General features: G+C 45.9%; 19 protein-coding genes. All 19 read left to right on the top strand.

Annotation, left to right across the window (positions count from 1 at the left end):
• The first annotated feature begins 212 nt into the window (after window positions 1-212).
• The gene (mraZ, locus tag BM528_RS14210) at window positions 213-671 is read left to right on the top strand and encodes a division/cell wall cluster transcriptional repressor MraZ (protein WP_071980389.1); all 459 of its coding nucleotides are present in this window, start codon (window positions 213-215) and stop codon (window positions 669-671) included.
• Window positions 668-1624 (top strand): 16S rRNA (cytosine(1402)-N(4))-methyltransferase RsmH, encoded by a 957-nt coding sequence (gene rsmH / locus BM528_RS14205; RefSeq protein ID WP_071980388.1) that lies wholly within the window; start codon window positions 668-670, stop codon window positions 1622-1624. The genes mraZ and rsmH overlap by 4 nt, the downstream gene beginning before the upstream one ends.
• Window positions 1621-1950: a cell division protein FtsL gene (gene ftsL, locus BM528_RS14200; protein WP_071980387.1), complete on the top strand. Its 330-nt coding sequence runs from the start codon at window positions 1621-1623 to the stop codon at window positions 1948-1950. The genes rsmH and ftsL overlap by 4 nt, the downstream gene beginning before the upstream one ends.
• Window positions 1947-3722, top strand: a complete 1776-nt coding sequence (locus BM528_RS14195; RefSeq protein ID WP_071980386.1) for a penicillin-binding transpeptidase domain-containing protein — start codon at window positions 1947-1949, stop codon at window positions 3720-3722. The genes ftsL and BM528_RS14195 overlap by 4 nt, the downstream gene beginning before the upstream one ends.
• Window positions 3712-5274 carry a UDP-N-acetylmuramoyl-L-alanyl-D-glutamate--2,6-diaminopimelate ligase gene (locus BM528_RS14190; RefSeq protein WP_071980385.1) on the top strand — a complete coding sequence of 521 codons (1563 nt, stop codon included), beginning with the start codon at window positions 3712-3714 and terminating at the stop codon, window positions 5272-5274. The genes BM528_RS14195 and BM528_RS14190 overlap by 11 nt, the downstream gene beginning before the upstream one ends.
• The gene (locus tag BM528_RS14185) at window positions 5274-6677 is read left to right on the top strand and encodes a UDP-N-acetylmuramoyl-tripeptide--D-alanyl-D-alanine ligase (RefSeq protein WP_071980384.1); all 1404 of its coding nucleotides are present in this window, start codon (window positions 5274-5276) and stop codon (window positions 6675-6677) included. Before BM528_RS14190 ends, BM528_RS14185 begins: the two co-directional genes overlap by 1 nt.
• Window positions 6671-7753 carry a phospho-N-acetylmuramoyl-pentapeptide-transferase gene (gene mraY, locus BM528_RS14180; RefSeq protein ID WP_071980383.1) on the top strand — a complete coding sequence of 361 codons (1083 nt, stop codon included), beginning with the start codon at window positions 6671-6673 and terminating at the stop codon, window positions 7751-7753. Before BM528_RS14185 ends, mraY begins: the two co-directional genes overlap by 7 nt.
• A gap of 7 nt (window positions 7754-7760) precedes the next feature.
• Window positions 7761-9107, top strand: coding sequence for a UDP-N-acetylmuramoyl-L-alanine--D-glutamate ligase (gene murD, locus BM528_RS14175; RefSeq protein ID WP_071980382.1), 1347 nt, complete (start codon window positions 7761-7763; stop codon window positions 9105-9107).
• Window positions 9104-10498: a cell division protein FtsW gene (ftsW, locus tag BM528_RS14170; protein WP_071980381.1), complete on the top strand. Its 1395-nt coding sequence runs from the start codon at window positions 9104-9106 to the stop codon at window positions 10496-10498. The genes murD and ftsW overlap by 4 nt, the downstream gene beginning before the upstream one ends.
• Window positions 10491-11624, top strand: a complete 1134-nt coding sequence (gene murG / locus BM528_RS14165) for an undecaprenyldiphospho-muramoylpentapeptide beta-N-acetylglucosaminyltransferase (protein ID WP_071980380.1) — start codon at window positions 10491-10493, stop codon at window positions 11622-11624. The genes ftsW and murG overlap by 8 nt, the downstream gene beginning before the upstream one ends.
• Window positions 11624-13078 (top strand): UDP-N-acetylmuramate--L-alanine ligase, encoded by a 1455-nt coding sequence (murC, locus tag BM528_RS14160; RefSeq protein WP_071980379.1) that lies wholly within the window; start codon window positions 11624-11626, stop codon window positions 13076-13078. The genes murG and murC overlap by 1 nt, the downstream gene beginning before the upstream one ends.
• A complete protein-coding gene (locus BM528_RS14155; protein ID WP_071980378.1) occupies window positions 13071-14045 on the top strand; it encodes a D-alanine--D-alanine ligase in 975 nt (324 codons plus the stop codon). Before murC ends, BM528_RS14155 begins: the two co-directional genes overlap by 8 nt.
• 162 nt (window positions 14046-14207) lie before the next feature.
• The gene (locus BM528_RS14150; protein WP_071981329.1) at window positions 14208-14912 is read left to right on the top strand and encodes a cell division protein FtsQ/DivIB; all 705 of its coding nucleotides are present in this window, start codon (window positions 14208-14210) and stop codon (window positions 14910-14912) included.
• Between the two features lie 7 nt (window positions 14913-14919).
• A complete protein-coding gene (ftsA, locus tag BM528_RS14145; RefSeq protein WP_071980377.1) occupies window positions 14920-16149 on the top strand; it encodes a cell division protein FtsA in 1230 nt (409 codons plus the stop codon).
• Window positions 16150-16254: 105 nt separating this feature from the next.
• A complete protein-coding gene (gene ftsZ, locus BM528_RS14140; protein WP_071980376.1) occupies window positions 16255-17424 on the top strand; it encodes a cell division protein FtsZ in 1170 nt (389 codons plus the stop codon).
• A 296-nt stretch (window positions 17425-17720) separates the two neighbouring features.
• Window positions 17721-18632, top strand: a complete 912-nt coding sequence (gene lpxC / locus BM528_RS14135) for a UDP-3-O-acyl-N-acetylglucosamine deacetylase (RefSeq protein ID WP_071980375.1) — start codon at window positions 17721-17723, stop codon at window positions 18630-18632.
• A 189-nt stretch (window positions 18633-18821) separates the two neighbouring features.
• Entirely contained in the window at window positions 18822-19700 is an 879-nt protein-coding gene (locus tag BM528_RS14130) for a M23 family metallopeptidase (RefSeq protein ID WP_071980374.1), read from the top strand.
• A gap of 188 nt (window positions 19701-19888) precedes the next feature.
• Entirely contained in the window at window positions 19889-22597 is a 2709-nt protein-coding gene (gene secA, locus BM528_RS14125; RefSeq protein ID WP_071980373.1) for a preprotein translocase subunit SecA, read from the top strand.
• Window positions 22597-22989 (top strand): 8-oxo-dGTP diphosphatase MutT, encoded by a 393-nt coding sequence (mutT, locus tag BM528_RS14120; RefSeq protein WP_071980372.1) that lies wholly within the window; start codon window positions 22597-22599, stop codon window positions 22987-22989. Before secA ends, mutT begins: the two co-directional genes overlap by 1 nt.
• Window positions 22990-23178: the final 189 nt, after the last annotated feature.

Below are 23178 nucleotides of genomic sequence, written 5' to 3'. Positions count from 1 at the left end.
ACACTTCCTAAAACCACTGTATATAAAGCCAGTTTAAAGCCAGTGAATACGCGGCCTACACGCCATTTTTATACTTGACAGTGGGGAACATTGGTACCTAAACTGTAACCTAGTGGGTAAATGTGGCGAAATGTGGATCAAATCATCATCACTTTGCAAATTAGTACTCAAAAATTAATAAAAATAACAGTAAATAATAAAAGGCTAGGGGAATGTTCCGCGGCGCTAACGCAATCAACCTGGATACAAAAGGCAGACTGGCAATACCTACGCGGTATCGGCAGTCGCTGCTGGATGATTGTGAGGGACAACTAGTTTGCACTGTCGATACACAACAAAGTTGTTTGCTACTTTACCCACTTCCCGAATGGGAAGAAATCGAGCTTAAGCTTATCAAGCTTTCTAGTATGGTTCCGGCAGAGCGCCGTATGCAGCGCTTACTGCTTGGTCATGCATCGGAAGGTGAGATGGATAAAAGCGGTCGAATTCTTATACCTACACCTTTGCGTGCTCACGCAAAGCTATCAAAAGAAGTCATGTTAGTTGGTCAGTTAAACAAATTTGAAATTTGGGATGCCGAAGTATGGGCACAACAAATTGAGGTTGATATAGACACCGAACGCAAAGGCGAATTTGAACTAACCGAACGGCTACAGGATTTTTCTCTATGACAACGCAAAACACTTCATCATCAAGCGAGTTTAAGCATATTTCCGTGTTGCTTGATGAATGTATAGAGGCGTTAGCCATAAAACCTGGCGGTATTTATATTGACGCAACCTTTGGTCGTGGTGGGCACTCTGCGCATATATTAGATGCGTTGGGCGATGATGGTCAGTTAATTGCTTTTGACCGCGACCCTCAAGCTATTCAGGCCGCTGAGCGCTTTGCTGAAGATAAGCGATTTCGCATTATTCATGCACCTTTTGGCAATATGGCTGAAGAGGTTGAAAGTCTTGGTCTTACTGGGAAAATAGATGGCGTGTTGATGGATTTGGGCGTGTCGTCACCTCAGTTAGACGATGCTGAGCGCGGATTCAGTTTCTTAAGAGACGGACCTCTTGATATGCGCATGGATACGTCTAAAGGACAAAGTGCGGCAGATTGGTTAGCACATGCTGAAGAGCAAGACATCACTCAGGTGATTAAAGAGTTTGGCGAAGAAAAGTTTGGTAAGCGAATAGCGCACGCTATCGTGAACACGCGCAAGGAAACCCCTATCACGCGCACGGCGCAACTTGCGACAATTATCGACCAAGCAGTGCCAGTTAAAGACAAGTATAAACACCCAGCTACACGCGCTTTCCAAGGTATTCGTATTTACATCAATGCAGAGCTTGAGCAACTTCGCGTTGGTTTAAAAGCAGCAACGCAAGTGTTAGCCAAAGAAGGTCGACTGGCCGTTATCTCTTTTCACTCTCTAGAAGACAGATTGGTTAAGCGTTTTATCAAAGACCAAAGTAAAGGCAAAGTCGTTCCCCACAATATGCCTATAACTCAGGCAGAAATTGATGCAGATAAAGTATTAAAAGCACTCGGCAGGGCAATCAAGCCCTCTGAGGAAGAAGTGATGAATAACGTACGCTCTCGTAGCTCCGTATTACGTGTGGCTGAAAAACTATGACTAAGCCAGACAAAGCCAGTACGAACTTTAATTTAATACTGATTATGGTTTCAGATTTGACCCGCAACAAGTTGCGGGTTTTGTTGTATTTGATGGTTATTGTTAGTGCAATGGCGGTGATTTTGAGTAGCCACCACAACCGTCAGCAGGTCATTGCTTTAGAAGACTTAATGCAAGAGAAAGACGAGCTTGACGTTGAATGGCGAAATCTGGTTCTTGAACAGCGTGCGCTAACCGAACACAACAGAATAGAAACCCTGGTTGAAAAGCAGCTTGGCATGTATCGCCCCACTGCCGATGACGAAGTAGTGGTGAGACTCAAATGAGTACAGTATCAACTTCTCGTTCACGCAAAAAAACAGGTGCAAAGCAGAATGTTACGCCAAGCTTTATGCATTGGCGCTTTATTGTTGTGCTTGTGATGATTGGTTTGGTGTTTTCCATGCTAGCGGCCCGTGCTGCGTATATTCAAGTGATAGAGCCCGATGAACTCATTCAGCAGGGCGATAGTCGCACGTTACGCACACGCAATATGCCTACATACCGTGGAATTATTACCGATCGCAACGGTGTTGAGTTAGCGGTGAGCGTGCCAGTAAGAGCTATTTATGCCGATCCTAAAGTTATTCACGAGAACAATGGCTTTGAAGAAGAGCGTCGTTGGGATGCATTAGCAGATGTATTGCGGCAAGACGTGAAAGAGCTCAAAGAGAAAGTGTCTAATCCCAAGCGTCGTTTCGTTTATCTACAGCGCCAAGTATCGCCAGCTATGGCCGAGTACGTGGATAAACTCGATATTCCAGGCATTTATTTGCGCAGAGAAAGTCGTCGTTACTACCCTACTGGTGAAGTGTCTGCCCAGCTTATCGGTGTAACCGACGTTGATGATACCGGCATCGAGGGCCTTGAGCATATGTTCGACGAGTGGCTTACCGGTACACCTGGCTCAAGAAAAATCCGTCGTGATGCCAAGGGGCGTCAGGTAGAAATTTTGGAAACCAAAGCTGGCGAAAAAGCGGGTGATCTCCAATTAGCTATCGACCAGAGAATTCAAGCGCTAGCGTACAAAGAAATTAAAGAAGCCATGATTTATTACCAGTCGAGCTCTGCCTCGGCGATGGTGGTCGACGTGAAGACGGGCGATGTATTAGCAATGGTGAATGCGCCTTCGTTTAATCCAAACGATAGAAGCGATATTGCGCCACACAGAATGCGCAACCGCGTTATAACAGATGCGTTTGAGCCTGGCTCCGCCCTTAAACCCCTTGCGGTGCTTACAGCACTAGAATTTGGTGAAGTAGAGCCTAACGATACAGTAGACACCAACCCAGGTTGGATGCGTCTTGGCGGCAGCCTAGTGAAAGACTCTAGAAACTATGGCGAGCTAACCTTAGAAGAGATTATCCAGCATTCAAGTAATATGGGCACGTCTAAGCTAGGGCTTTCGGTGCCTAAGAACTTTCTTTTAGATACGTATTATAACCTTGGGCTAATGAGCGATACCGGGCTCAATATGTCGGGTGAAAGCAGCGGTATTTTTCACGAAAGAAGTCGTTGGTCGAAGTTTGAATTAGCCACCTTATCTTTTGGTTACGGTATTTCAGTAACGACTGCTCAATTGGCAAGGCTATATGCCACCATCGCAAATGGTGGGATAAAAATGCCGTTGAATATGATCAAGTCACCGGAGCAACCCGCGTGGCAGGGACAGGCTGAACGAGTTATCAGTGAAGAAAATGCAAAAGCGATAGTGCAAATGATGGAAAGCGTTACGCAGCGTGGAGGCACTGCCACCAAAGCTGCTGTGCCGGGTTACCGCGTTGCGGGTAAAACCGGCACCAGTCGTAAAGCAGTAGCAGGTGGCTATGGCGAAGAGTACGTAAATATTTTTGCCGGTATTGCACCTGTGTCTGATCCTAGGTTGGTTACTGTCGTGCTTATTAACGAACCCGGTGGTGATTTGTATCATGCTGGAGACACAGCAGCACCTGTTTTTTCCTCAATTATGGGCGGCGCGCTGCATATTTTGAACGTTACGCCAGATGACAAACAAGTTACCTTCAGTCGATTTTTAAAAGGAGGCCAAAGTGGTAGTTAGTGCCTTCACCCAAAGTATTCGTGCGTTGTTAGCAAAGTTTGAAATAGATGCGCCAGATATTCGCGTTGAGGGATTAACCCTTGATAGCCGCGAGGTAAACACAAAGCTGGCGTTTATTGCTGTAAAAGGTCATGAGCGCGATGGCAGAGAATTTATTCCTCAAGCAATTAGCTTAGGGGCAAGAGTCATTATGGCGCAAACTGACGACAGTGACGCCCATGGTCAGATGGAAATGCGCGACCACAGCATGATTATTTCTATCTACCAATTGCCCAGTTTATTGTCGTCAATTGCGGGGGCGTTTTATGATTACCCCGCACAGAAAATGATGACCGTTGCTGTAACGGGTACTAACGGGAAAACTTCGACAGTTCAACTGCTTACGCAGCTTAAAGATGCGCTAGGCACCCGAAGTGCAAGTATAGGCACCTTGGGAAGCAGTATTTTTGAGGGCGAAGAAACTCAGTGGAAAACCACGCCAGCAGCTAACACCACACCAGATGCTATTCGCATGCAGTACGTGTTGGCAGAGTTTGTGCAAAGCCAAGTTCGACATACTGCATTTGAAGCCAGTTCACACGCCCTAGTGCAGGGCCGCTTGGGAAATGTAAAAACAGACATCGCCGTATTTACTAATCTGACACGAGATCACCTTGATTACCACGGGTCTATGGAGGAGTACGCAAAAGCCAAGCGCTTGTTGCTTACCCAGCCAGGATTAAGTGCCGTAGTGCTTAATGCCAACGATAAAGAAAGTGAAAACTGGGATGCTTATGCAGATAAAAGCATTGCTCGGGTTTGGACAGGCATTGAAAATAAGCAGCTTGTAAGTACTTACCAACAAGATGGCGCCGGTGAAAAAGCGAAGTACTGCTTTGCAAGAAGCGCAGAATATCATGACGCTGGTTGTCGCTTTGAGATCCAAAGCTCATGGGGAAATGCGTTGATATCGCTCCCTTTATTTGGTGCTTTTAATGTAAGTAATGTGCTAGGTGCCATCGCTGTCTTGCTTCAACAAGGCGAACGTTTTGAAGACGTCGTTAATGCGGTTAACGCTATTACGCCTGTAGCCGGGCGCATGGAAGTCTTCACTTTCAATGCGAATGCGAATGTGGTGGTGGATTACGCACATACTCCAGACGCCCTTGAAAAAGTACTAGACAGCGCTAGGGCGCATACTGAAGGAAAAGTGTGGTGTGTGTTTGGCTGTGGTGGAGACAGAGATAAAGGTAAGCGCCCGTTAATGGGGCAGGCCGCAGAAGCTGGCGCAGACAAAATTATTATTACAACAGACAACAGTAGAAGCGAAGCGGCTGAAGCAATTGCAAAAGACATTATGGATGGGCTGCACAACCCAGATTCTGCTGTTGCCATTTCTGATAGAGAAACCGCTATTCGCTACTGCCTAGATCAAGCTGCGACTGACGATATTATTATCGTGGCTGGGAAGGGGCATGAAAACTACCAAATTATTGGTAATGAAACGATAAATTACAATGAACGCGAGGTTGTAGCCAAGCTACAGCAGCTACTGCAGCAGGAGTACAGCTAATGATAAAAACAACGCTGTCATGGGTAGCCGAAAAGATTAACGGTAAATTAGTGGGAGCCGATTGCCACATTGTTGATGTGAGCACCGATACGCGAACCATTCGTGAGGGCGCGATATATCTTGCGCTAAAAGGACCTAACTTTAACGGACACGATTTTGCGAAGCAGGCCGAAGCTGCTGGCGCGAAGGCTATTATAGCCAGTGAACAAGTAGAAACGTCGTTACCTGTTGTTCAGGTAAACGATACAAAGTTAGCATTAGGTTTATTGGGCGCTGCGGTTAAACAATGTGTGGCACCCAAAACGCTAGCTATCACAGGAAGCAGCGGTAAAACCACAGTTAAAGAAATGTGTGCTGCTATTTTGCAGCCTTGTGGCAGCGTGCTGGCCACGCACGAAAACTTTAATAACGATATTGGCGTGCCTCTTACGTTACTTCGTTTAGAAGAACATCACAAATTTGCTGTCATGGAGTTAGGTGCCAACCACAAAGGTGAAATTGCCTACACCACAGATTTAGTAAAGCCCGACGTTGCTACGATTGTAAACGCCGCAGCTTCTCATTTAGAAGGCTTTGGCAGTATAGACGGTGTGGCGCGGGCAAAAAGTGAAATTTTTGACGGCTTAGGTGATGACGGGATTGCTATTGTTAATGTAGACAGTGAGTTTGCAAGCTTTTGGCTAGATAAGCTGGAGGGCACGCAAACACTGACATTTTCACCCAATCAGAAAAATGCCGCTGACTTTTATGCCTCAAATATTCATATGCAACAAGACGGCTGTGCATCGTTTGTCCTTAATTGTCCGCAGGGCAATGTTGATATTCAGCTAATCATTCCTGGTATCCATAATGTTGGCAATGCGTTACTTGCAGCAGCGCTTACCCTCAACATTGGCGCCACTCTTGATAATGTTCGAACTGGGCTAAGCTCGATGAAGCAAGTCGATGGGCGCCTTAACGTTAGGCAATTGAATACAAAAATTAGACTACTTGATGATAGCTACAATGCAAACGTTGCATCAGTGAAGGCGGCCATAGACACATTAAGTCAGTTTACGGGTGCTAGAGTTCTTGTGCTCGGTGATATGGCGGAGCTCGGCGATGAGTCGGAATTCTATCATCAGCAGATAGGCGAGTATGCCAAGCAGAAGGGCATTGATTATTTGTATAGCATGGGCGATTTCAGTGTACTTTCTAGCCAGGCTTTTAATGTTAACGGCGCGCATTTTGCCGACGTTGACAGCTTAGTGAAAACCTTTGAAAACGATGTGGTTAATGCGTTTGGGGATATTTCTATCTTAGTAAAAGGTTCCCGCAGTTCGAAAATGGAGCGTGTCGTAAAGGCTATCGAAGCCTCTTCATTCGCACGAAGCAACACAAATGAGGAGCACGATAAATGCTAATGTGGCTAGCCGACTGGCTAACTCAATTTGATTCTGGGTTTAATGTATTTTCCTATCTTACATTAAGGGCTATTTTAAGCACTCTTACGGCGCTGCTTATCGCTATTCTAATTGGTCCGAAAATGATTCGCTATTTGCAAAACATGCAGATAGGGCAGACGGTACGCGACGATGGTCCTCAAAGTCATTTGTCGAAGTCTGGAACGCCGACTATGGGTGGATTACTTATCTTAGCGGCCATTGTTATTAGTGGTTTGCTTTGGGCAGATTTATCAAACCGTTATGTGTTGGTAACCCTTACTGTGGTTGTTGCTTACGGCATTATCGGTTTTGTTGATGACTACAGAAAGGTTATTCGCAAAGACTCTAAAGGTTTGATAGCGCGCTGGAAATATTTTTGGCAGTCGGTGATAGCTTTAGGTGTTGCTTTTTACTTGTACAGTAGCGCAACATTAAGTGCCGAAACATCGCTGTTGGTACCTTTCTTTAAAGAAGTTTTTCCTCAGCTGGGCGCGTTTTTCATAATTATCACTTACTTTGCCATTGTGGGTACAAGTAATGCCGTTAACCTAACAGACGGCCTGGATGGCTTAGCCATTGTGCCTACCATCTTGGTTGCTGGTGCATTTGCCGTTTTTGCTTATGTAACGGGTAATGCAAACTTCGCAGCTTACTTAAATATTCCTCATATTCCCCTTACCAGTGAACTCGTTATTGTGTGTACCGCCATGGTGGGAGCTGGCCTTGGGTTTTTGTGGTTCAACACCTATCCTGCGCAAGTTTTTATGGGGGATGTAGGCTCGCTGGCGCTTGGTGGCACCTTGGGTGTGCTTGCCGTTTTAGTAAGACAAGAATTAGTGCTGATAATTATGGGCGGTGTGTTTGTAATAGAAACCTTATCGGTCATTCTGCAAGTGGGCTCTTACAAACTGCGCGGTCAGCGCATATTCAGAATGGCACCTATTCATCATCACTACGAATTAAAAGGCTGGCCAGAGCCAAGAGTCATTGTTCGATTTTGGATAATTTCTATTATTTTGGTGCTGGTAGGTCTAGCAACCTTGAAACTGAGATAAGTCATTAATGACATATAACGTACGCGAACACAGCTATGCAGTTGGAGGCCTTGGAATGACAGGCCAGGCTTGCGTGCGCTACTTACTCAGCCATGGCGCTAAGGTTAAAGCCTTTGATACCCGTAGTTCAGCGGCGCTATCTGATGAAAACTTAACCAAAGACATGATAGCGAGTATGCAGGGTAAAGTTGAAACGTCACCGCTTACAAGCGCTTTCTATGATGACGTAGACACCCTTGTGCTAAGCCCAGGGCTTTCACCTGAAATTGAACAAGTTGCGCTAGCAAAGTCCTGCGGCGTAGAAGTGATTGGTGATATCGAGCTATTTGCACGGCTAAATACTAAGCCCGTAGTGGGGATTACCGGCTCAAACGGCAAGACGACTGTAACTCTGCTGGCAACGCATTTGCTAAATAGTACTGGCTTAAAGGCCCTAGCTGCTGGAAACGTAGGGCTTCCTGCATTAGATACGTTAGACACAGATGCAGACGTTGTGGTGTTGGAGCTGTCCAGTTTTCAGCTTGAAACAACATCTAATTTAGCGCTGAACGCGGCTACTATTTTGAATTTATCTGACGATCATCTCGACCGCCACGGCTCATTCGAACGCTACGCAAGTGCAAAGCACCGTATTTTTGATAACGCTTCTCTTGCTATTGTTTGGCGCGATGGCGATAACATTCAGCCTCGCTCAGCCTCTTTGCAGCTTATGCATTATGGCTTAGGCGAATCTGAATATGGATTTGGTATTGCCCAAATTGACGACAAAGCCCAGTTGACGTTCAACGGCAATGCATTAATAGACGTTAGTGAAATACAGCTTGCGGGTACACACAATGTGTTAAATGTCATGGCTTCCTTGGGCTTATGTCATGCACTTGGTGTTTCACCCGAGGCGGCGGTGCCCCACATTAAAAACTTTACCAGTGCGCCTCACCGCTGTGTGGAATTGGCCAATAACGGCGTGCGTTTTATAGATGACTCGAAAGCGACCAACGTTGGGGCAACCATAGCTGCCCTTGAAGGTCTTGCGCCAGTTACTACCGGAAAACTTTTGCTGATTGCAGGGGGCGACGCAAAAGGTGCCGATATTAACGCTCTATCGCCGTACCTTTTGCAGCATGTGGCTCAAGTTTTTGCCATCGGCAAAGATGCTGAACTTTTTGCAAAGGCGTTTGAAAATACAGTGTTGAGCAATGATTTGAGCGACGCTGTAAAAAGAGCTTACAGCGCGGCCAGTCATGGCGACGTTGTTCTGCTTTCTCCAGCCTGTGCCAGCATAGATATGTTTGATAATTACATGCATCGCGGGCAGGTGTTTAAAAACGCAGTTGAGGAGGTAATAGCAGCATGATGTTAGCCTCTACAAAACTCAGTCAGCTTTTTGCGGCTCGTCACGACAGCCCGAAGCAACCTAAGCATCCATACGATGCCACCCTTGTGCTTATAGCCCTTGCGCTGTTAAGCATTGGAGTGGTGATTGTAACCTCTGCATCCATGCCCGTAGCAGACAGACTGCACGGCAATCCTTTTTACTTTGCTATTCGCCACGGCATTTACATAGTGGGCGCTATACTCGCAGCAATTGTTGTGCTGCAACTGCCCATGCAGTTTTGGCGGGTGACTAATCCGTATTTGCTTTTCGCCGCCATTGGGTTGTTAGTTGCGGTGCTTCTAGTTGGGCGCACAGTTAACGGCAGTACACGATGGCTTGCGATTGGGCCTATCACTATTCAGGCCGCTGAACCTGCCAAGCTCTTTTTCTTTGCGTATTTAGCTGGGTATTTAGTTCGTCGTTATGAAGAGGTTACCGAAAATTTAAAAGGCTTTATTAAGCCGTTAGGCGTTTTCTTTGTGCTTGCGCTGTTGCTGCTGCTGCAGCCAGATTTGGGGACTGTGGTTGTGATGTTTGCTACCACTATTGGTCTACTATTCTTAGCCGGCGCAAGACTCTGGCAGTTTTTTGCGCTTGTCTTTGTGGGGTTAATGGCCGTAGTTGCCCTTATCGTATTTGAGGAGTACCGCTTAAAGCGGGTTACCTCGTTCCTAGACCCTTGGGCCGACCCGTTTGGTGCCGGCTATCAGTTAACTCAGTCGTTAATGGCATATGGCCGCGGAAATTGGTTTGGGCAAGGCTTAGGCAACAGTTTGCAAAAGTTAGAGTTCCTGCCCGAGGCTCACACCGACTTTGTTATGGCCATATTAGCCGAAGAATTAGGATTTGTTGGTGTGCTTGCTGTTTTAGGACTTATTCTCTGGATGGTGATAAAAGCTCTTCATATTGGCAATCACGCACTTGAAAGAGGACGCGCGTTCGACGGTTTCTTGGCTTACAGCATTGGCATCTGGTTTAGCTTTCAAACAGCCGTAAATATCGGCGCTAGCGCTGGCGTGCTTCCAACCAAAGGACTGACATTACCACTAGTTAGTTATGGTGGATCTTCTCTTATTATTATGGCAGCTGCAGTAGCTATTTTATTGCGCATAGATTTTGAATTACGCGTTGACGGTGTTCAGGCGTTAGATCGCGGTGAAAAAAGAAAGTCTAAGGCTGCCGTAAAACCGGCAAAGGGGTCAGAACAAGCCACGGTGGCAAGTGGTGTCAAATCGAAACAAAAAGACACCAAGGTAGATATCGCCAAGGTAGACAATGCAAAGGTAGAAAACGCCAAGCCCGAAGATGAGGGTAAAGCAGGCATAAAAGCAATTTTAGCTCGCGTTGCCGAGGAGGCCGATAATGACTAAGCGCTGTCTTATTATGGCTGGCGGAACCGGCGGGCATGTGTTTCCAGGGCTGGCAGTAGCCAATGCACTTAGAGATGAGGGGTGGGATATTCAATGGCTTGGAACGCCTGAGCGTATGGAAGCCCAAGTAGTGCCTAAATACGATATTCCTATTCACTTTATTCCTGTTAAAGGCTTACGTGGTAAGGGATTAGGTGCGCGTATGAAAGGAGCGTTTGCGCTTGTAAAAAGCCTCCTGTCAGCCCGTCGAATTATAAAGCGCATAAACCCCGATGTTGTCGTTGGGTTTGGTGGTTATGCAAGTGGGCCGGGCGGTGTTGCGGCCAAGTCATTGGGTATTCCTGTGATCATCCACGAACAAAACGCTGCAGCCGGCATGACAAACAAACTTTTGAGCAAGATTGCACACAAAGTGTTGCTGGGCTTCGAAGATGCTAAAGCGCAATTTGTAAAAGTAAAAAACAAAGTTCATGTTGTTGGTAACCCCGTAAGGGACGACATTTGGGAAATACAGCAGAAGTCGCAGGAAAACAGCGGCGAGCAGTCTGCAGATAAAACGCTGAATATGCTTGTTGTCGGAGGAAGCCTTGGTGCACAGGTACTTAACGACGTCGTACCGCAAGTGTGTAGTGCGTTAAAGGGGCTTTCAATTCGCCACCAATGCGGAAAAGGAAATGCGAAAACCGTAGAGCAGACTTACGCAAACACAGGTTCTGTACACATTGATTCTGCACGCGGTGGTTCTAAGAGTGCCGATGTGGTTGTTAGCGATTTTATCGATGATATGGCAGCTGCTTACGAATGGGCAGATTTTATCGTTTGTCGCGCCGGTGCGCTAACAGTGAGCGAAGTGGCCGCCGCGGGAAGAGCCGCTATTTTCGTGCCTTTGCCCCATGCGGTAGACGACCATCAAACAAAAAATGCGCAGTCGCTAGTGAAGCACAATGCAGCAATAATGATTGCGCAATCAGTATTAAAAGAGAATTTAGGGCAATCAGTGCGTAATTGGATTCAACATCCAAGCGACTGTTTGAAAATGGGAGAGCTTGCTCGTGAATGTGCAAGCCCCAATGCTACACAGAATGTTGTAAGCCACATTAAGTTAGTGGTAGGAGAAGGGGACTAATGGTTTTCAAAACCCCATTTGAAAGCCCGCAAATGCGTCGGGTAAAAAATATTTTCTTCATTGGTATCGGCGGTGCCGGTATGGGTGGGATCGCAGAAGTTTTACTGAACGAAGGGTACAAAATTTCTGGCTCGGATATTCAAGAAGGGCCTATGACGAAGCGTCTTAGTGAATTAGGCGTTGACGTTAAAATTGGGCATAAAGCTGATAATGTAAAAGGTATGGACGTGATAGTCGTTTCGAGTGCTATCAACGAACAGAATCCTGAAATAATAGTAGCGCGAGAGTCTCGCATTCCCATCATTCGTCGTGCTGAAATGCTGGCGGAGTTGATGCGTTTTCGTCACGGTATTGCCATTGCCGGTACCCACGGGAAAACCACTACAACCAGTTTAATTTCGACGATTTTTGCTGAGGCAGAATACGACCCAACGTTTGTTATCGGTGGATTACTAAACAGCGCAGGCACCAATGCTCGTTTGGGTAAAAGCCGTTATTTAATTGCTGAGGCCGATGAAAGTGATGCGTCATTTTTACACCTTCAGCCTATGGTGTCTGTAGTCACCAATATCGAAGCTGACCACATGGGCACTTACGGCGGCGATTTCTCAAAAGTGAAAGACACCTTCGTAGACTTTTTATCTAATCTGCCGTTCTACGGACAAGCAATTATGTGTGGTGATGATGCCAACATCCAAGAAATTCGCCCTCGTATTGGTCGAAGCATTCTCACCTATGGTTTTGAAGACCATAACGATTATCGCGCAGAAAACATTCAGCTGTCTTTTGGGAAGGCAAACTTTACAGTGCACCGCCCTGACAGCAAGCCGTTAGACATTACGCTCAATCTTACTGGGAATCACAATGTACTTAATGCGCTAGCTGCCATTGCAGTAGCGTCTGATGAGGGCATTGATGACGAGTCTATTGTGAGTGCCTTGGCTAATTTTGGTGGTATTGGGCGTCGTTTTGAGCAACTAGGAACGTTCAACACCAGCAAAGGTGAAGTGTGCTTGGTAGATGATTACGGCCATCACCCTACAGAAGTAAAAGCGACCATTGCTGCTGCAAGAGCTAACTGGCCAGACAACCGCTTAGTGATGGTGTATCAGCCACATCGATACACGCGAACTCGAGACCTTTACGAGGACTTTGTTGAAGTGTTATCGAGTGTGGATGCGCTCTTACTGCTTGACGTTTATGCTGCGAGTGAGCAGCCCATTGAAGGAGCTGACAGCAAGTCGCTATGTCGTTCAATTCGCTTGCGAGGGCAAATTGAACCGGTTTATGTGGGAGATAAAGACGCATTGCCTGGAATATTGTCGAACATTTTACAAGATGGCGATATTGTGATGACTCAAGGTGCAGGTAATATTGGTCAAATAGCTAAGTCGCTTGCGGCCTGCGAGCTAGAACCCGCAAAGCTTGCACAACAAGGAGTTAACCATGTTTAAGCCCTTGTTAACCACACATACTCCCGCGGAATATGGAAAAGTTGCTGTGTTGCTTGGTGGTGACTCTGCAGAGCGTGCTGTATCGCTTAATTCTGGTAAAACCGTGCTCAATGCATTATTGCGCCAGGGAGTAGACGCATTTGCATTTGATCCTGCAGAGCGTCCACTTACTGATTTAATAGACTTAAACGTCGATCGCGCACTCATTATGTTACACGGTAGAGGCGGTGAAGATGGTACTATGCAGGGAGCGCTTCAACTGCTGAAAATTCCCTACACCGGAAGTCGTGTTTTAGGCTCTGCTTTGGCAATGGATAAGATTCATACTAAGCAAGTGTGGCAAAGTTTAGGACTGCCAACTGCAAAATATGAAATAGCTGACAAAAGGCGCTTTGAAGCTGGTAAGTGCAGCGCTATAATGGAAAAATTGGGAAATGAGGTCATGGTCAAACCGGCCCAGGAAGGCTCGAGTATTGGCATGGCAAAAGTGACAAGCGCTAAACAATTAGAAACAGCTGTGCAAGACGCCTTTCAGTACGATGACCAGGTATTGCTAGAGCAGTATATAGACGGACCAGAGTTCACTGTTTCAGTAGTTCAGGGCCAAGCCTTACCGTCAATTCGTATGTCTACGCCTCACACTTTCTACGACTATGCTGCGAAATATCAGGATAATACTACCGAATACTTCTGTCCAAGCGGCTTGTCAGAGGCGCAAGAAGAGCAACTGGCTTCATTGGCGTCTCGTGCGTTTAACGCTATTTCAGGTAGCGGTTGGGGACGAGTAGATGTGATGCAGGATAACCAGCGCCAGTTTTATTTGCTTGAGGCGAATACGGTGCCGGGTATGACTGAAAAAAGTTTGGTGCCTAAAGCTGCCAAAGTTGCCGGTGTAAGTTTTGATGAACTAGTACTCAGCATTCTATCAACAAGCTTTAACACCGGGACAGAAAAGGTAGATGGGTAAAATAGCGGTGCATAAGCGAAATATGAAAAAGTGTTTCGTTTATACAAAAGGCTCTTTGTAACTATGGCAACAGCAGCTCGAAATACCCCTAGCGTTTCTGGTGAATCTGCTAGCGCTAGTAAAACTGCTAGCAGTAGGGCAGAAAAACGAAATAAGCGCACAATGTGGGCTGGCATTGCGTTTTTGTTGTTTGTTATTGCTGGGCTCGTTGTAGGTGCAATTAAGGCAAACCAGTATTTGCATGACGAACAGCAAATGCCGGTGCAGGTAATCGATTTCTCTGGTGAGTACCAGCATATCGATATTACCAAGCTCGAGAGACTGATAAGAAAAGCACAGCCTGGAAGCTTCTTTGCGTTAGACGTTAATGATGTGTTCGAATTGGTTGAGTCGCAGCCTTGGGTATACCGCGCTTCGGTGCGAAAAAAGTGGCCAAATACACTAAAGATTTATTTGGTAGAGCAGCAAGCTGTTGCAAAATGGAACGAAGATTTATTGCTCAATCCATATGGTGATACCTTCAATGACGAAGGGGTAGAAATGGAATTGCCGAGACTTTACGGTCCTGGTGGTAGTGAGAAAACCGCGTTAGAAGGCTTTAATAGCATGCACGCGTTGATGGCTACTACCAATATGGCTATTGATGAACTGTCGTTAAGCGAGAGATTTGCTTGGCAGGTACAGTTAGAGAACGGTATTAGATTGAATTTAGGGCGTCAGGACTTTATCGATAGACTACAGCGGTTTATTGATGTTTATCCGTTATTGGCGCAACAAGAGAAGGCCGTACGTTATGTCGACCTTCGCTATGACACGGGCGTTGCCGTTGGTTGGAACGACGACAATGCCACAAACAAAGAGAGTTAAGGAAACCATGTCAAAACCTGCTGAACGCAATTTGATTGTAGGACTAGATATCGGCACCAGCCAAGTGAAGGCCGTGGTGGGCGAAGTGCTAGATGATGATCAAATCAGTATTGTTGGCGTGGGTACCCATGCATCAAAAGGCATGGATAAAGGCGGCGTCAACGATTTGAATTTGGTAGTGAAGTCGGTACAGCGCGCAGTAAATGAGATGGAACTGATGGCAGATTGCCGCGTTTCTTCTGTGTTTATGTCAATTTCTGGGCGCCATGTTAAATGCCAGAACGAAAATGGTATGGTGCCGATCAATAACCAAGAAGTTACACAAGAAGACGTGGATAATGTGATACATGCGGCGCGTAGTGTACCTATTGCAGCGGAAAGACGTTTGCTACATGTGTTACCACAAGAATTTACCATTGATGTACAAGAGGGAATTAAAAATCCGATTGGTATGTCAGGGGTTCGTATGGAAGCCGATGCACACATTATTACCTGTGCAGATGATATGGCTAAAAATATGGTGAAATGCGTTGAGCGCTGCGAGCTGAATGCCGATCAGCTTATTTTCTCCGCATTGGCCTCAAGTTACGCTGTGCTAACCGACGATGAGCGTGAATTAGGCGTATGTGTTGTCGATATTGGTGGCGGCACCATGGATATGGTTATTTACACAGATGGCGCAATTCGTCACACTGCTGTAATACCAGTAGCTGGCAATCAAATAACCAGTGATATAGCGAAAATTTTTAGAACGCCAATCAGCAATGCAGAGGAAATTAAAATTAATTATGCCTGTGCATTAAAAGATATGGTGAGTATGGAAGATAGTATTGAGGTACCTAGTGTAGGCGGTCGTCCTGCTAGGGTAATGTCTCGTCATACATTAGCTGAGGTTATTGAACCTCGCTATCAAGAACTTTTTGAACTGGTACACGATGAAATTCGTGCCAGTGGTCTGGAAGAGCAAATTGCTGCTGGTCTTGTGTTAACAGGAGGCACCGCCAAAATGGAAGGTGCAGTAGAGTTTGCTGAAGAGCTTTTTCAGATGCCCGTACGTGTGGGCAAACCCATTGACGTAAAAGGCTTAGCTGAATACGTTGACGATGCCGGCTTTGCTACGGTAGTGGGTTTACTGCAATACGGTAAAGCACAAAATGATAATAAGAATTCCAGTACGCAGAAATCGAGTGAAAGCTTGTTTCACAGAGTGCAAAGCTGGTTTAAAGGTGAATTTTAATTTTTAGGGGGCGCTATTGCTATGGCATTTAGGCTAGCAGGATGCAATAAGCCTTTGTAGATGACCTAGTGTAGTGTTTTAAAGACGTACAACCGGAGAGTAAGTATGTTCGAATTAATGGATAGTCACGGCGAAGAAGCCGTAATCAAAGTCATCGGTGTAGGCGGTGGCGGCGGTAATGCTGTTGAGCACATGGTGTCTCAAAGCATTGAAGGCGTAGAGTTTATCGCGGTAAACACCGATGCACAGGTACTTCGTAGTTCAAATGCAGACATTACTCTGCAAATTGGCTCAAGTGTGACTAAAGGGTTGGGCGCAGGCGCCGATCCCAATATTGGTAGAGATGCTGCGCAAGAAGACAGAGAAACTATTCGTCAAGCGTTAGACGGCGCCGACATGGTGTTTATTACTGCCGGAATGGGTGGTGGTACCGGAACAGGTGCTGCGCCAGAGGTGGCAAAAATTGCTCGTGAAATGGGTATTCTGACTGTTGCAGTGGTAACAAAACCGTTTCCTTTTGAAGGGAAAAAACGTACCTCTTTTGCAGAGCAGGGCATTGTTGAATTAGCTAATAACGTAGACTCGCTTATTACTATTCCTAACGAAAAACTGCTCAAAGTGATGGGACCAGGTACGCCATTACTTCAGGCATTTAGTGCGGCAAACGACGTGTTACGCGGTGCGGTTCAAGGTATCGCTGAACTGATTACACGCCCTGGTTTGATCAATGTGGATTTCGCCGACGTAAGAACGGTTATGTCTGAAATGGGTAAAGCCATGATGGGCAGTGGCGCGGCAAGTGGTCCAGACCGCGCTGAAGAAGCTGCTGAATCAGCTATCGCCAGTCCACTGTTGGAAGATATCGATTTGTCGGGTGCACGAGGTATTCTTGTTAACATTACGGCTGGCCCAGATTTCGCTATCGACGAGTTTGAAACAGTAGGTAACGCAGTAAAAGCGTTCGCTTCTGAAAACGCGACCGTGGTTGTTGGTACTGTTATTGATATGGAAATGACTGACGAGCTTCGTGTTACCGTTGTTGCAACGGGCATTGGCGCAGAGCGAAAGGCTGATATTTCTTTAGTAAGCACCGAGGGTTCACGTTTAACTCAGCCGGCTAAAGAATACGGAAGTAGCAACAACGCTGGTGAGTCGCGTTCTTCTGTTGGTGGTACCGAAGGTAACCAAGCATTAAAAGCAGAAGACAGCGCTCAGCCTGACAACGATTTGGAATATTTGGATATTCCTGCGTTTCTACGTAAACAGGCAGATTAACGTACTGCCTTGTTTTCTTGAAAAACTGCGAAGGGCTTCGAGACACTGTGAAAAGCTGCGAATAACTGCGAATAATTGCGCGAAGTTGCAGGGAATTTTTTTGTTCTATTGCGGTCTTATGCATAGCAATTAGTTAAACACTGTGTATGCGTAGGTCAAATTAGAACCTGCATAAGCGCTAACATAGATAAAGACAAACGCTGCGGGGAAACCCTGTATTTGTGTGTTTTTTGACATGTGAGTAATAACTCACTATAATTCGCGCCCGCTTTTTTAAAAGGTAAAAGCATAAGCAAATGATTAGACAACGTACAATCAAGCAATCGGTTCAAGAAACTGGTATTGGTCTGCATAAAGGGGAAAAGGTCACGATGACTCTCCGGCCTGCGCCTGCGAACACGGGGATCGTGTTTAGGCGTGTTGACCTTAACCCACATGTTGATATTCCTTCTCGCGCTAATGCGGTAGGGAACACTATGCTGTGCACGTGTTTAAATAATGAAGACGGTGTAACTATTCAGACCGTTGAACATCTTGCTTCTGCTCTTGCTGGCTTGGGTATTGACAATATTATTGTTGAAGTAGACAGCAACGAATTGCCTATCATGGATGGAAGTGCAAGTCCGTTTGTTTTTCTTCTTCAAACCGCTGGTATTGAAGAGCTTAACGCACCAAAGCAGTTTATTCGTATCAAAAAGCCCGTGCGTGTTGAAGACGAAGATAAGTGGGCCGAACTTGTGCCCTACGACGGTTTTCGCGTCGATTTTAAAATCGATTTCGATCATCCTGTTATCAGTGAAACCCGCCAGCATATGGTGATGGATTTCGATTCGTGTTCATACGTTAACGAAGTGAGCCGAGCGCGTACGTTCGGTTTTATGCGAGATTTAGAATACATGAATGCTAATAACCTTGCATTAGGTGGCAGCATGGAAAACGCAGTGGCGCTAGATGAATTTCGCGTTCTTAACCCCGAAGGTTTGCGTTACGATGACGAATTTCTAAAGCACAAGATCCTTGATGCAATCGGTGATCTGTACTTAGGTGGAAACAGCCTAATTGGTGAGCTTAGAGCTTACAAAACAGGGCACGGCTTAAACAACAAACTTCTTAACGCGTTACTTGCGCAGCAAGATTGTTGGGAATATGTGACTTACGACTCTCAAGAGTCTGCGCCAATTCGCTACGCACAGCCCGTATTAGCATAATTTCAAAAAGCCGCCTTTATGGCGGTTTTTTTTCACGTGGCAATCGTTCAAATAAATGATAAAGTAAGCCACTATTTTGTAGTACTTTCACCTCAACGCTCATAACGAAGCGACTAACAAAAAAGCGTTGGCGATATCGCTAAGCGCAAAGCAATGAAAAGAGTGTGAAACCCAAATCCGTTACGTGGTATGAAGTTAACAATTACACTAGCAGGTAAAAATACACGCTATCGGCACAGTGTCAGTGTTCGTACGCTTGTGAGCGCAACTGTGCTTACTTCTATTTTTATGCTTGTGTCTAGTCGTTCAACAGAATCAGTTCCTGAAGATATTGCTCGCGTTCGTTTAGCGCAAACTCAGTTAGACGAATCCAAAGACGATATTGAATCACTGAAAAAAGAAACCACAACGAAATTAAACGTTTTGTTATCTCGCGTGGCTGAGCTCTCAGCCAAAGCCACCTTGCTCGATGAGCAGGGGAAGGAGATAGCAACAGAATTAGGTATGTCAGCGACTGACCTGGACGCTTTCGTACCGGTATCGATACCAGACAACACCCAAGACGACCCCATTCTTCACGAGATAGCAAAGCTAGAGCAATCACTCGACTTGAAATCGCAACAGTTAGCTATGCTTGAAAATTTAGTACGGGGTCACCATATCCAAGAGCAGAGTCGATTATCTGGTCGTCCGATTGCGTCGGGGTGGTTGTCTTCTTATTACGGTATGCGTGCCGACCCGTTTACTGGCGAGCCTGCTATGCACAAAGGGCTAGACTTTGCCGGTAAAGCGGGAATAGACGTAGTATCTACAGCGGCAGGTATTGTTACCTGGGCTGGCGAACGCTATGGCTATGGCCAACTTGTAGAAATTGATCACGGAGATGGTTTTGTTACCCGTTATGGGCATAACGATACCTTATCTGTTTCGATAGGTGATGTGGTTACCAAAGGGCAACCTATCGCAAAAATGGGCAATACCGGTCGCTCGACCGGGGCCCACGTTCACTACGAAGTAATAAGAAACGGAAAACAAGTCGATCCTCTGCCTTTTGTAAGAAAAAAGTAAGGTAGCAGCCAGGTTAGTAGGTTTTACACCTGCATCAAGGGTAGCAAGCAATGAAAACGCTGTTCGTTTTTGCGCGCTAGTTACATAAAAATCGCAAGGCATTGCCAGGTAATGGTATACGCCTTAATTATTTAATTTTGCTGTACTTTTGGTATAGCGTCTCGACAAGTAGTGGAATAAAAAAGCTAATGTTTTCAAGCATCCTAAGAAAAGTATTCGGAAGTAGAAACGACCGACTATTAAAAAAATTACGTAAAAACGTAGATGCCATCAATGCACTGGAAGCAGAGTATGAAAAGCTTTCTGATGAGGCGCTAAAAGCGAAAACCGAAGAATTCAAAGCCCGCATTGAAAAGGGTGAAACCTTAGATGCGCTGCTTAACGAAGCGTTTGCTACGGTAAGAGAAGCCAGTAAGCGTGTTTATGGTATGCGTCACTTTGACGTTCAAATGCTAGGCGGGCAAGTTCTTCATCAAGGTAACATTTCAGAGATGCGTACTGGTGAAGGTAAAACTCTTACCGCTACGTTGCCTACTTACTTAAATGCACTTTCTGGAAAAGGTGTTCACGTTATTACCGTGAACGACTACCTTGCCAAACGTGATGCGCAGTGGAGTAACCAACTTTTCAATTTCTTGGGTATGGAAGTAGGTTGTAACGTGCCGGGCATGTCATCTGAGGAAAAGCGTAAAGCCTACCAAGCTGATGTGACATACGGTACGAACAACGAATTTGGGTTTGATTATCTTCGCGACAACATGGCGTTTAGCCCACAAGACAGAGTGCAGCGCCCACTTAACTATGCAGTCGTAGATGAAGTTGACTCAATCTTGATTGATGAAGCACGAACGCCTCTTATTATCTCAGGTCAAGCTGAAGATAGCTCTGAGCTTTATCGTCGTATCAATACAATAATTCCGAAACTAGTACAGCAAGAAAAAGATGACGAAGAAGGCCAGGAAGGCGACGGCGATTTCACAATCGACCTTAAAGCCAAGCAAATTCACCTGACCGAGCGCGGACAACTTCATGTTGAAGAAATTCTGCAGGAAGAGGGTGTGTTGCCTGAGGGTGAATCACTATTCGCCGCAGGAAATATATCATTATTGCACCACATTAATGCTGCGCTACGTGCGCATAAGCTCTTTACCAAAGACGTAGACTACATTGTTAAAGACGACCAAATTGTCATTGTTGATGAGCACACGGGTCGCACAATGGAAGGCCGCCGTTGGTCAGAAGGCTTACACCAAGCTGTAGAGGCAAAAGAAGGTGTTCGCATTCAAAACGAAAACCAAACGCTTGCGTCTATTACCTTCCAAAACTACTTCCGCATTTATAACAAGCTCGCGGGTATGACAGGTACCGCAGATACTGAAGCATTCGAATTTCAACATATTTATGGTCTTGAGACCGTGGTTATTCCAACGAATAAACCTATGCAGCGTAAAGACATGGCCGACCTCATTTACTTAACGGCCGAAGAGAAATACGAAGCCATAGTAGAAGATATAAAAGATTGTGTTAAGCGCGGTCAGCCTACGCTGGTAGGTACGGTATCTATCGAAAATTCGGAGCTTATTTCACGAATTCTGAAAAAGGCGAAAATTCCGCACAAAGTATTGAATGCTAAGTTCCACGAGCATGAGGCTGATATTGTTGCCCAGGCGGGTAAAACGGGTGCCGTTACTATAGCTACAAATATGGCGGGACGTGGTACAGATATCGTGCTTGGCGGAAATTGGCAGGCCGAAATTGAAAAAATTGAGAACCCAACTGAAGCTCAAATTGAAAAGATAAAAGCAGAGTGGAAAAAGCGTCACGACGAAGTGCTTGCCGCCGGTGGTTTACATATCATTGGTACCGAGCGTCACGAATCACGTCGTATTGACAATCAGCTTCGTGGTCGTTCTGGTCGTCAAGGTGATCCGGGCTCAAGTCGTTTCTATCTGTCGCTAGACGACGCACTTATGCGAATATTTGCCTCTGAAAAAATGGGCAACATGATGAAGCGCTTGGGTATGGAGCGTGGCGAAGCTATCGAGCACCCGTGGGTAACTCGCGCTATCGAAAACGCGCAGCGTAAAGTGGAAGGTCGCAACTTCGATACCCGTAAACAGCTTCTTGAATACGATGATGTGGCCAACGACCAACGTAAAGTTATTTACGAGCAGCGCAACGAGTTGCTGGACGAAGGCGATATTAGCGAAACGATTACAGCAATTCGCGAAGATGTTATTAGCAGCGTAGTGGATGAATATATTCCGCCACAGTCGTTGGAAGAAATGTGGGATGTGAAAGGGCTGGAAGAGCGCCTTAAAGCAGATTTTGCCACTGATCTACCCCTTCAAACATGGCTAGAAAATGACGACAAGCTTTACGAAGAAAAGCTTAGAGAGCGTATTCTGGAGGAAGTGGTAAGCGCTTATACAGAAAAAGAGAAAATTGTTGGCCCAGAAGTGCTACGTCAGTTTGAAAAAGCGGTAATGCTGCAAAATTTAGACAGTCACTGGAAAGAGCATCTGGCGGCAATGGATCATTTGCGTCAGGGAATTCATTTGCGCGGTTACGCTCAAAAGAACCCTAAGCAGGAATATAAGCGAGAGTCTTTTGCACTGTTCTCTCAAATGCTTGAAACTCTGAAAGTTGAAGTAATAACAATTCTTGCGCGTGTGAAAGTGCAGGCCGAAGAAGATGTACAAAAAGTTGAAGAGCAGCGTCGTCAGGCTGACGATGTGCCCAAGAACTTTGAGCATGAAGACGCCTCTGCAAAGCCAGAAGAAGCAAGCGACACGCCTCGTACCGCAGTGAGAAACGGGCCTAAGGTTGGTCGTAACGACCCTTGCCCATGCGGTTCTGGTAAAAAGTATAAGCAGTGCCACGGTAAGTTAAGCTAATGAAGCGAGTACACGTTGCCGTGGGCGTAGTTGCCCGCGGTAGTGATATCTTTACCACTCTTCGCTCGAAAGACGTCCACCAAGGCGGTAAATGGGAGTTTCCCGGGGGCAAGGTAGAAAACGGTGAAACCGTGACTGAAGCACTCAAGCGGGAACTTGCTGAAGAGATTGGTATAGATGTTTTGTCTAGCGAGCCACTCATAGTTATCGAGCATGACTATGGTGATAAGTACGTAAAGCTAGATGTGCATCGCGTGACGAACTTCAATGGCGAGCCTCACGGCAAGGAAGGCCAGTCATCTCGTTGGCAGGCTGTTAATGACTTAAACGTGAAAGACTTTCCGGAAGCTAACGTCGCTATCATTCAAGCGCTAACGGAAGAGAATAAATAAGCAATTGAATTAGCTGGCAGCGATACCTGCTGTCATTAGCAATACAATTGCTTTTCGTGAGAGCAGCTAACGCTGAAATAAAAAAAACAGCTACGCGTTGTACCTGTTTTTTTATGTGCGGTATTCCTATGCTACTTCCACGCTATTTCTGTGGACAGTTTTAAGCTTGATTTCAATAGCAGAGAAAAG

The organism is Alteromonas sp. RW2A1, assembly GCF_001886475.1.
Classification (GTDB): Bacteria; Pseudomonadota; Gammaproteobacteria; order Enterobacterales; family Alteromonadaceae; genus Alteromonas; species Alteromonas hispanica.
This window is presented reverse-complemented; position numbering and strand designations above follow the sequence as displayed.

Excerpts from the sequence above, each read along its gene's own strand:
- BM528_RS14155 (WP_071980378.1), top strand. The coding sequence starts at position 13,071 with ATGTTTAAGCCCTTGTTAACCACACATACTCCCGCGGAATATGGAAAA.
- murG (WP_071980380.1), top strand. The coding sequence starts at position 10,491 with ATGACTAAGCGCTGTCTTATTATGGCTGGCGGAACCGGCGGGCATGTG.
- rsmH (WP_071980388.1), top strand. The coding sequence starts at position 668 with ATGACAACGCAAAACACTTCATCATCAAGCGAGTTTAAGCATATTTCC.
- ftsZ (WP_071980376.1), top strand. The coding sequence starts at position 16,255 with ATGTTCGAATTAATGGATAGTCACGGCGAAGAAGCCGTAATCAAAGTC.
- murC (WP_071980379.1), top strand. The coding sequence starts at position 11,624 with ATGGTTTTCAAAACCCCATTTGAAAGCCCGCAAATGCGTCGGGTAAAA.
- BM528_RS14130 (WP_071980374.1), top strand. The coding sequence starts at position 18,822 with ATGAAGTTAACAATTACACTAGCAGGTAAAAATACACGCTATCGGCAC.
- mutT (WP_071980372.1), top strand. The coding sequence starts at position 22,597 with ATGAAGCGAGTACACGTTGCCGTGGGCGTAGTTGCCCGCGGTAGTGAT.
- mraY (WP_071980383.1), top strand. The coding sequence starts at position 6,671 with ATGCTAATGTGGCTAGCCGACTGGCTAACTCAATTTGATTCTGGGTTT.
- ftsA (WP_071980377.1), top strand. The coding sequence starts at position 14,920 with ATGTCAAAACCTGCTGAACGCAATTTGATTGTAGGACTAGATATCGGC.
- ftsW (WP_071980381.1), top strand. The coding sequence starts at position 9,104 with ATGATGTTAGCCTCTACAAAACTCAGTCAGCTTTTTGCGGCTCGTCAC.
- mraZ (WP_071980389.1), top strand. The coding sequence starts at position 213 with ATGTTCCGCGGCGCTAACGCAATCAACCTGGATACAAAAGGCAGACTG.
- lpxC (WP_071980375.1), top strand. The coding sequence starts at position 17,721 with ATGATTAGACAACGTACAATCAAGCAATCGGTTCAAGAAACTGGTATT.
- ftsL (WP_071980387.1), top strand. The coding sequence starts at position 1,621 with ATGACTAAGCCAGACAAAGCCAGTACGAACTTTAATTTAATACTGATT.
- murD (WP_071980382.1), top strand. The coding sequence starts at position 7,761 with ATGACATATAACGTACGCGAACACAGCTATGCAGTTGGAGGCCTTGGA.
- BM528_RS14185 (WP_071980384.1), top strand. The coding sequence starts at position 5,274 with ATGATAAAAACAACGCTGTCATGGGTAGCCGAAAAGATTAACGGTAAA.
- BM528_RS14150 (WP_071981329.1), top strand. The coding sequence starts at position 14,208 with ATGTGGGCTGGCATTGCGTTTTTGTTGTTTGTTATTGCTGGGCTCGTT.
- secA (WP_071980373.1), top strand. The coding sequence starts at position 19,889 with ATGTTTTCAAGCATCCTAAGAAAAGTATTCGGAAGTAGAAACGACCGA.
- BM528_RS14195 (WP_071980386.1), top strand. The coding sequence starts at position 1,947 with ATGAGTACAGTATCAACTTCTCGTTCACGCAAAAAAACAGGTGCAAAG.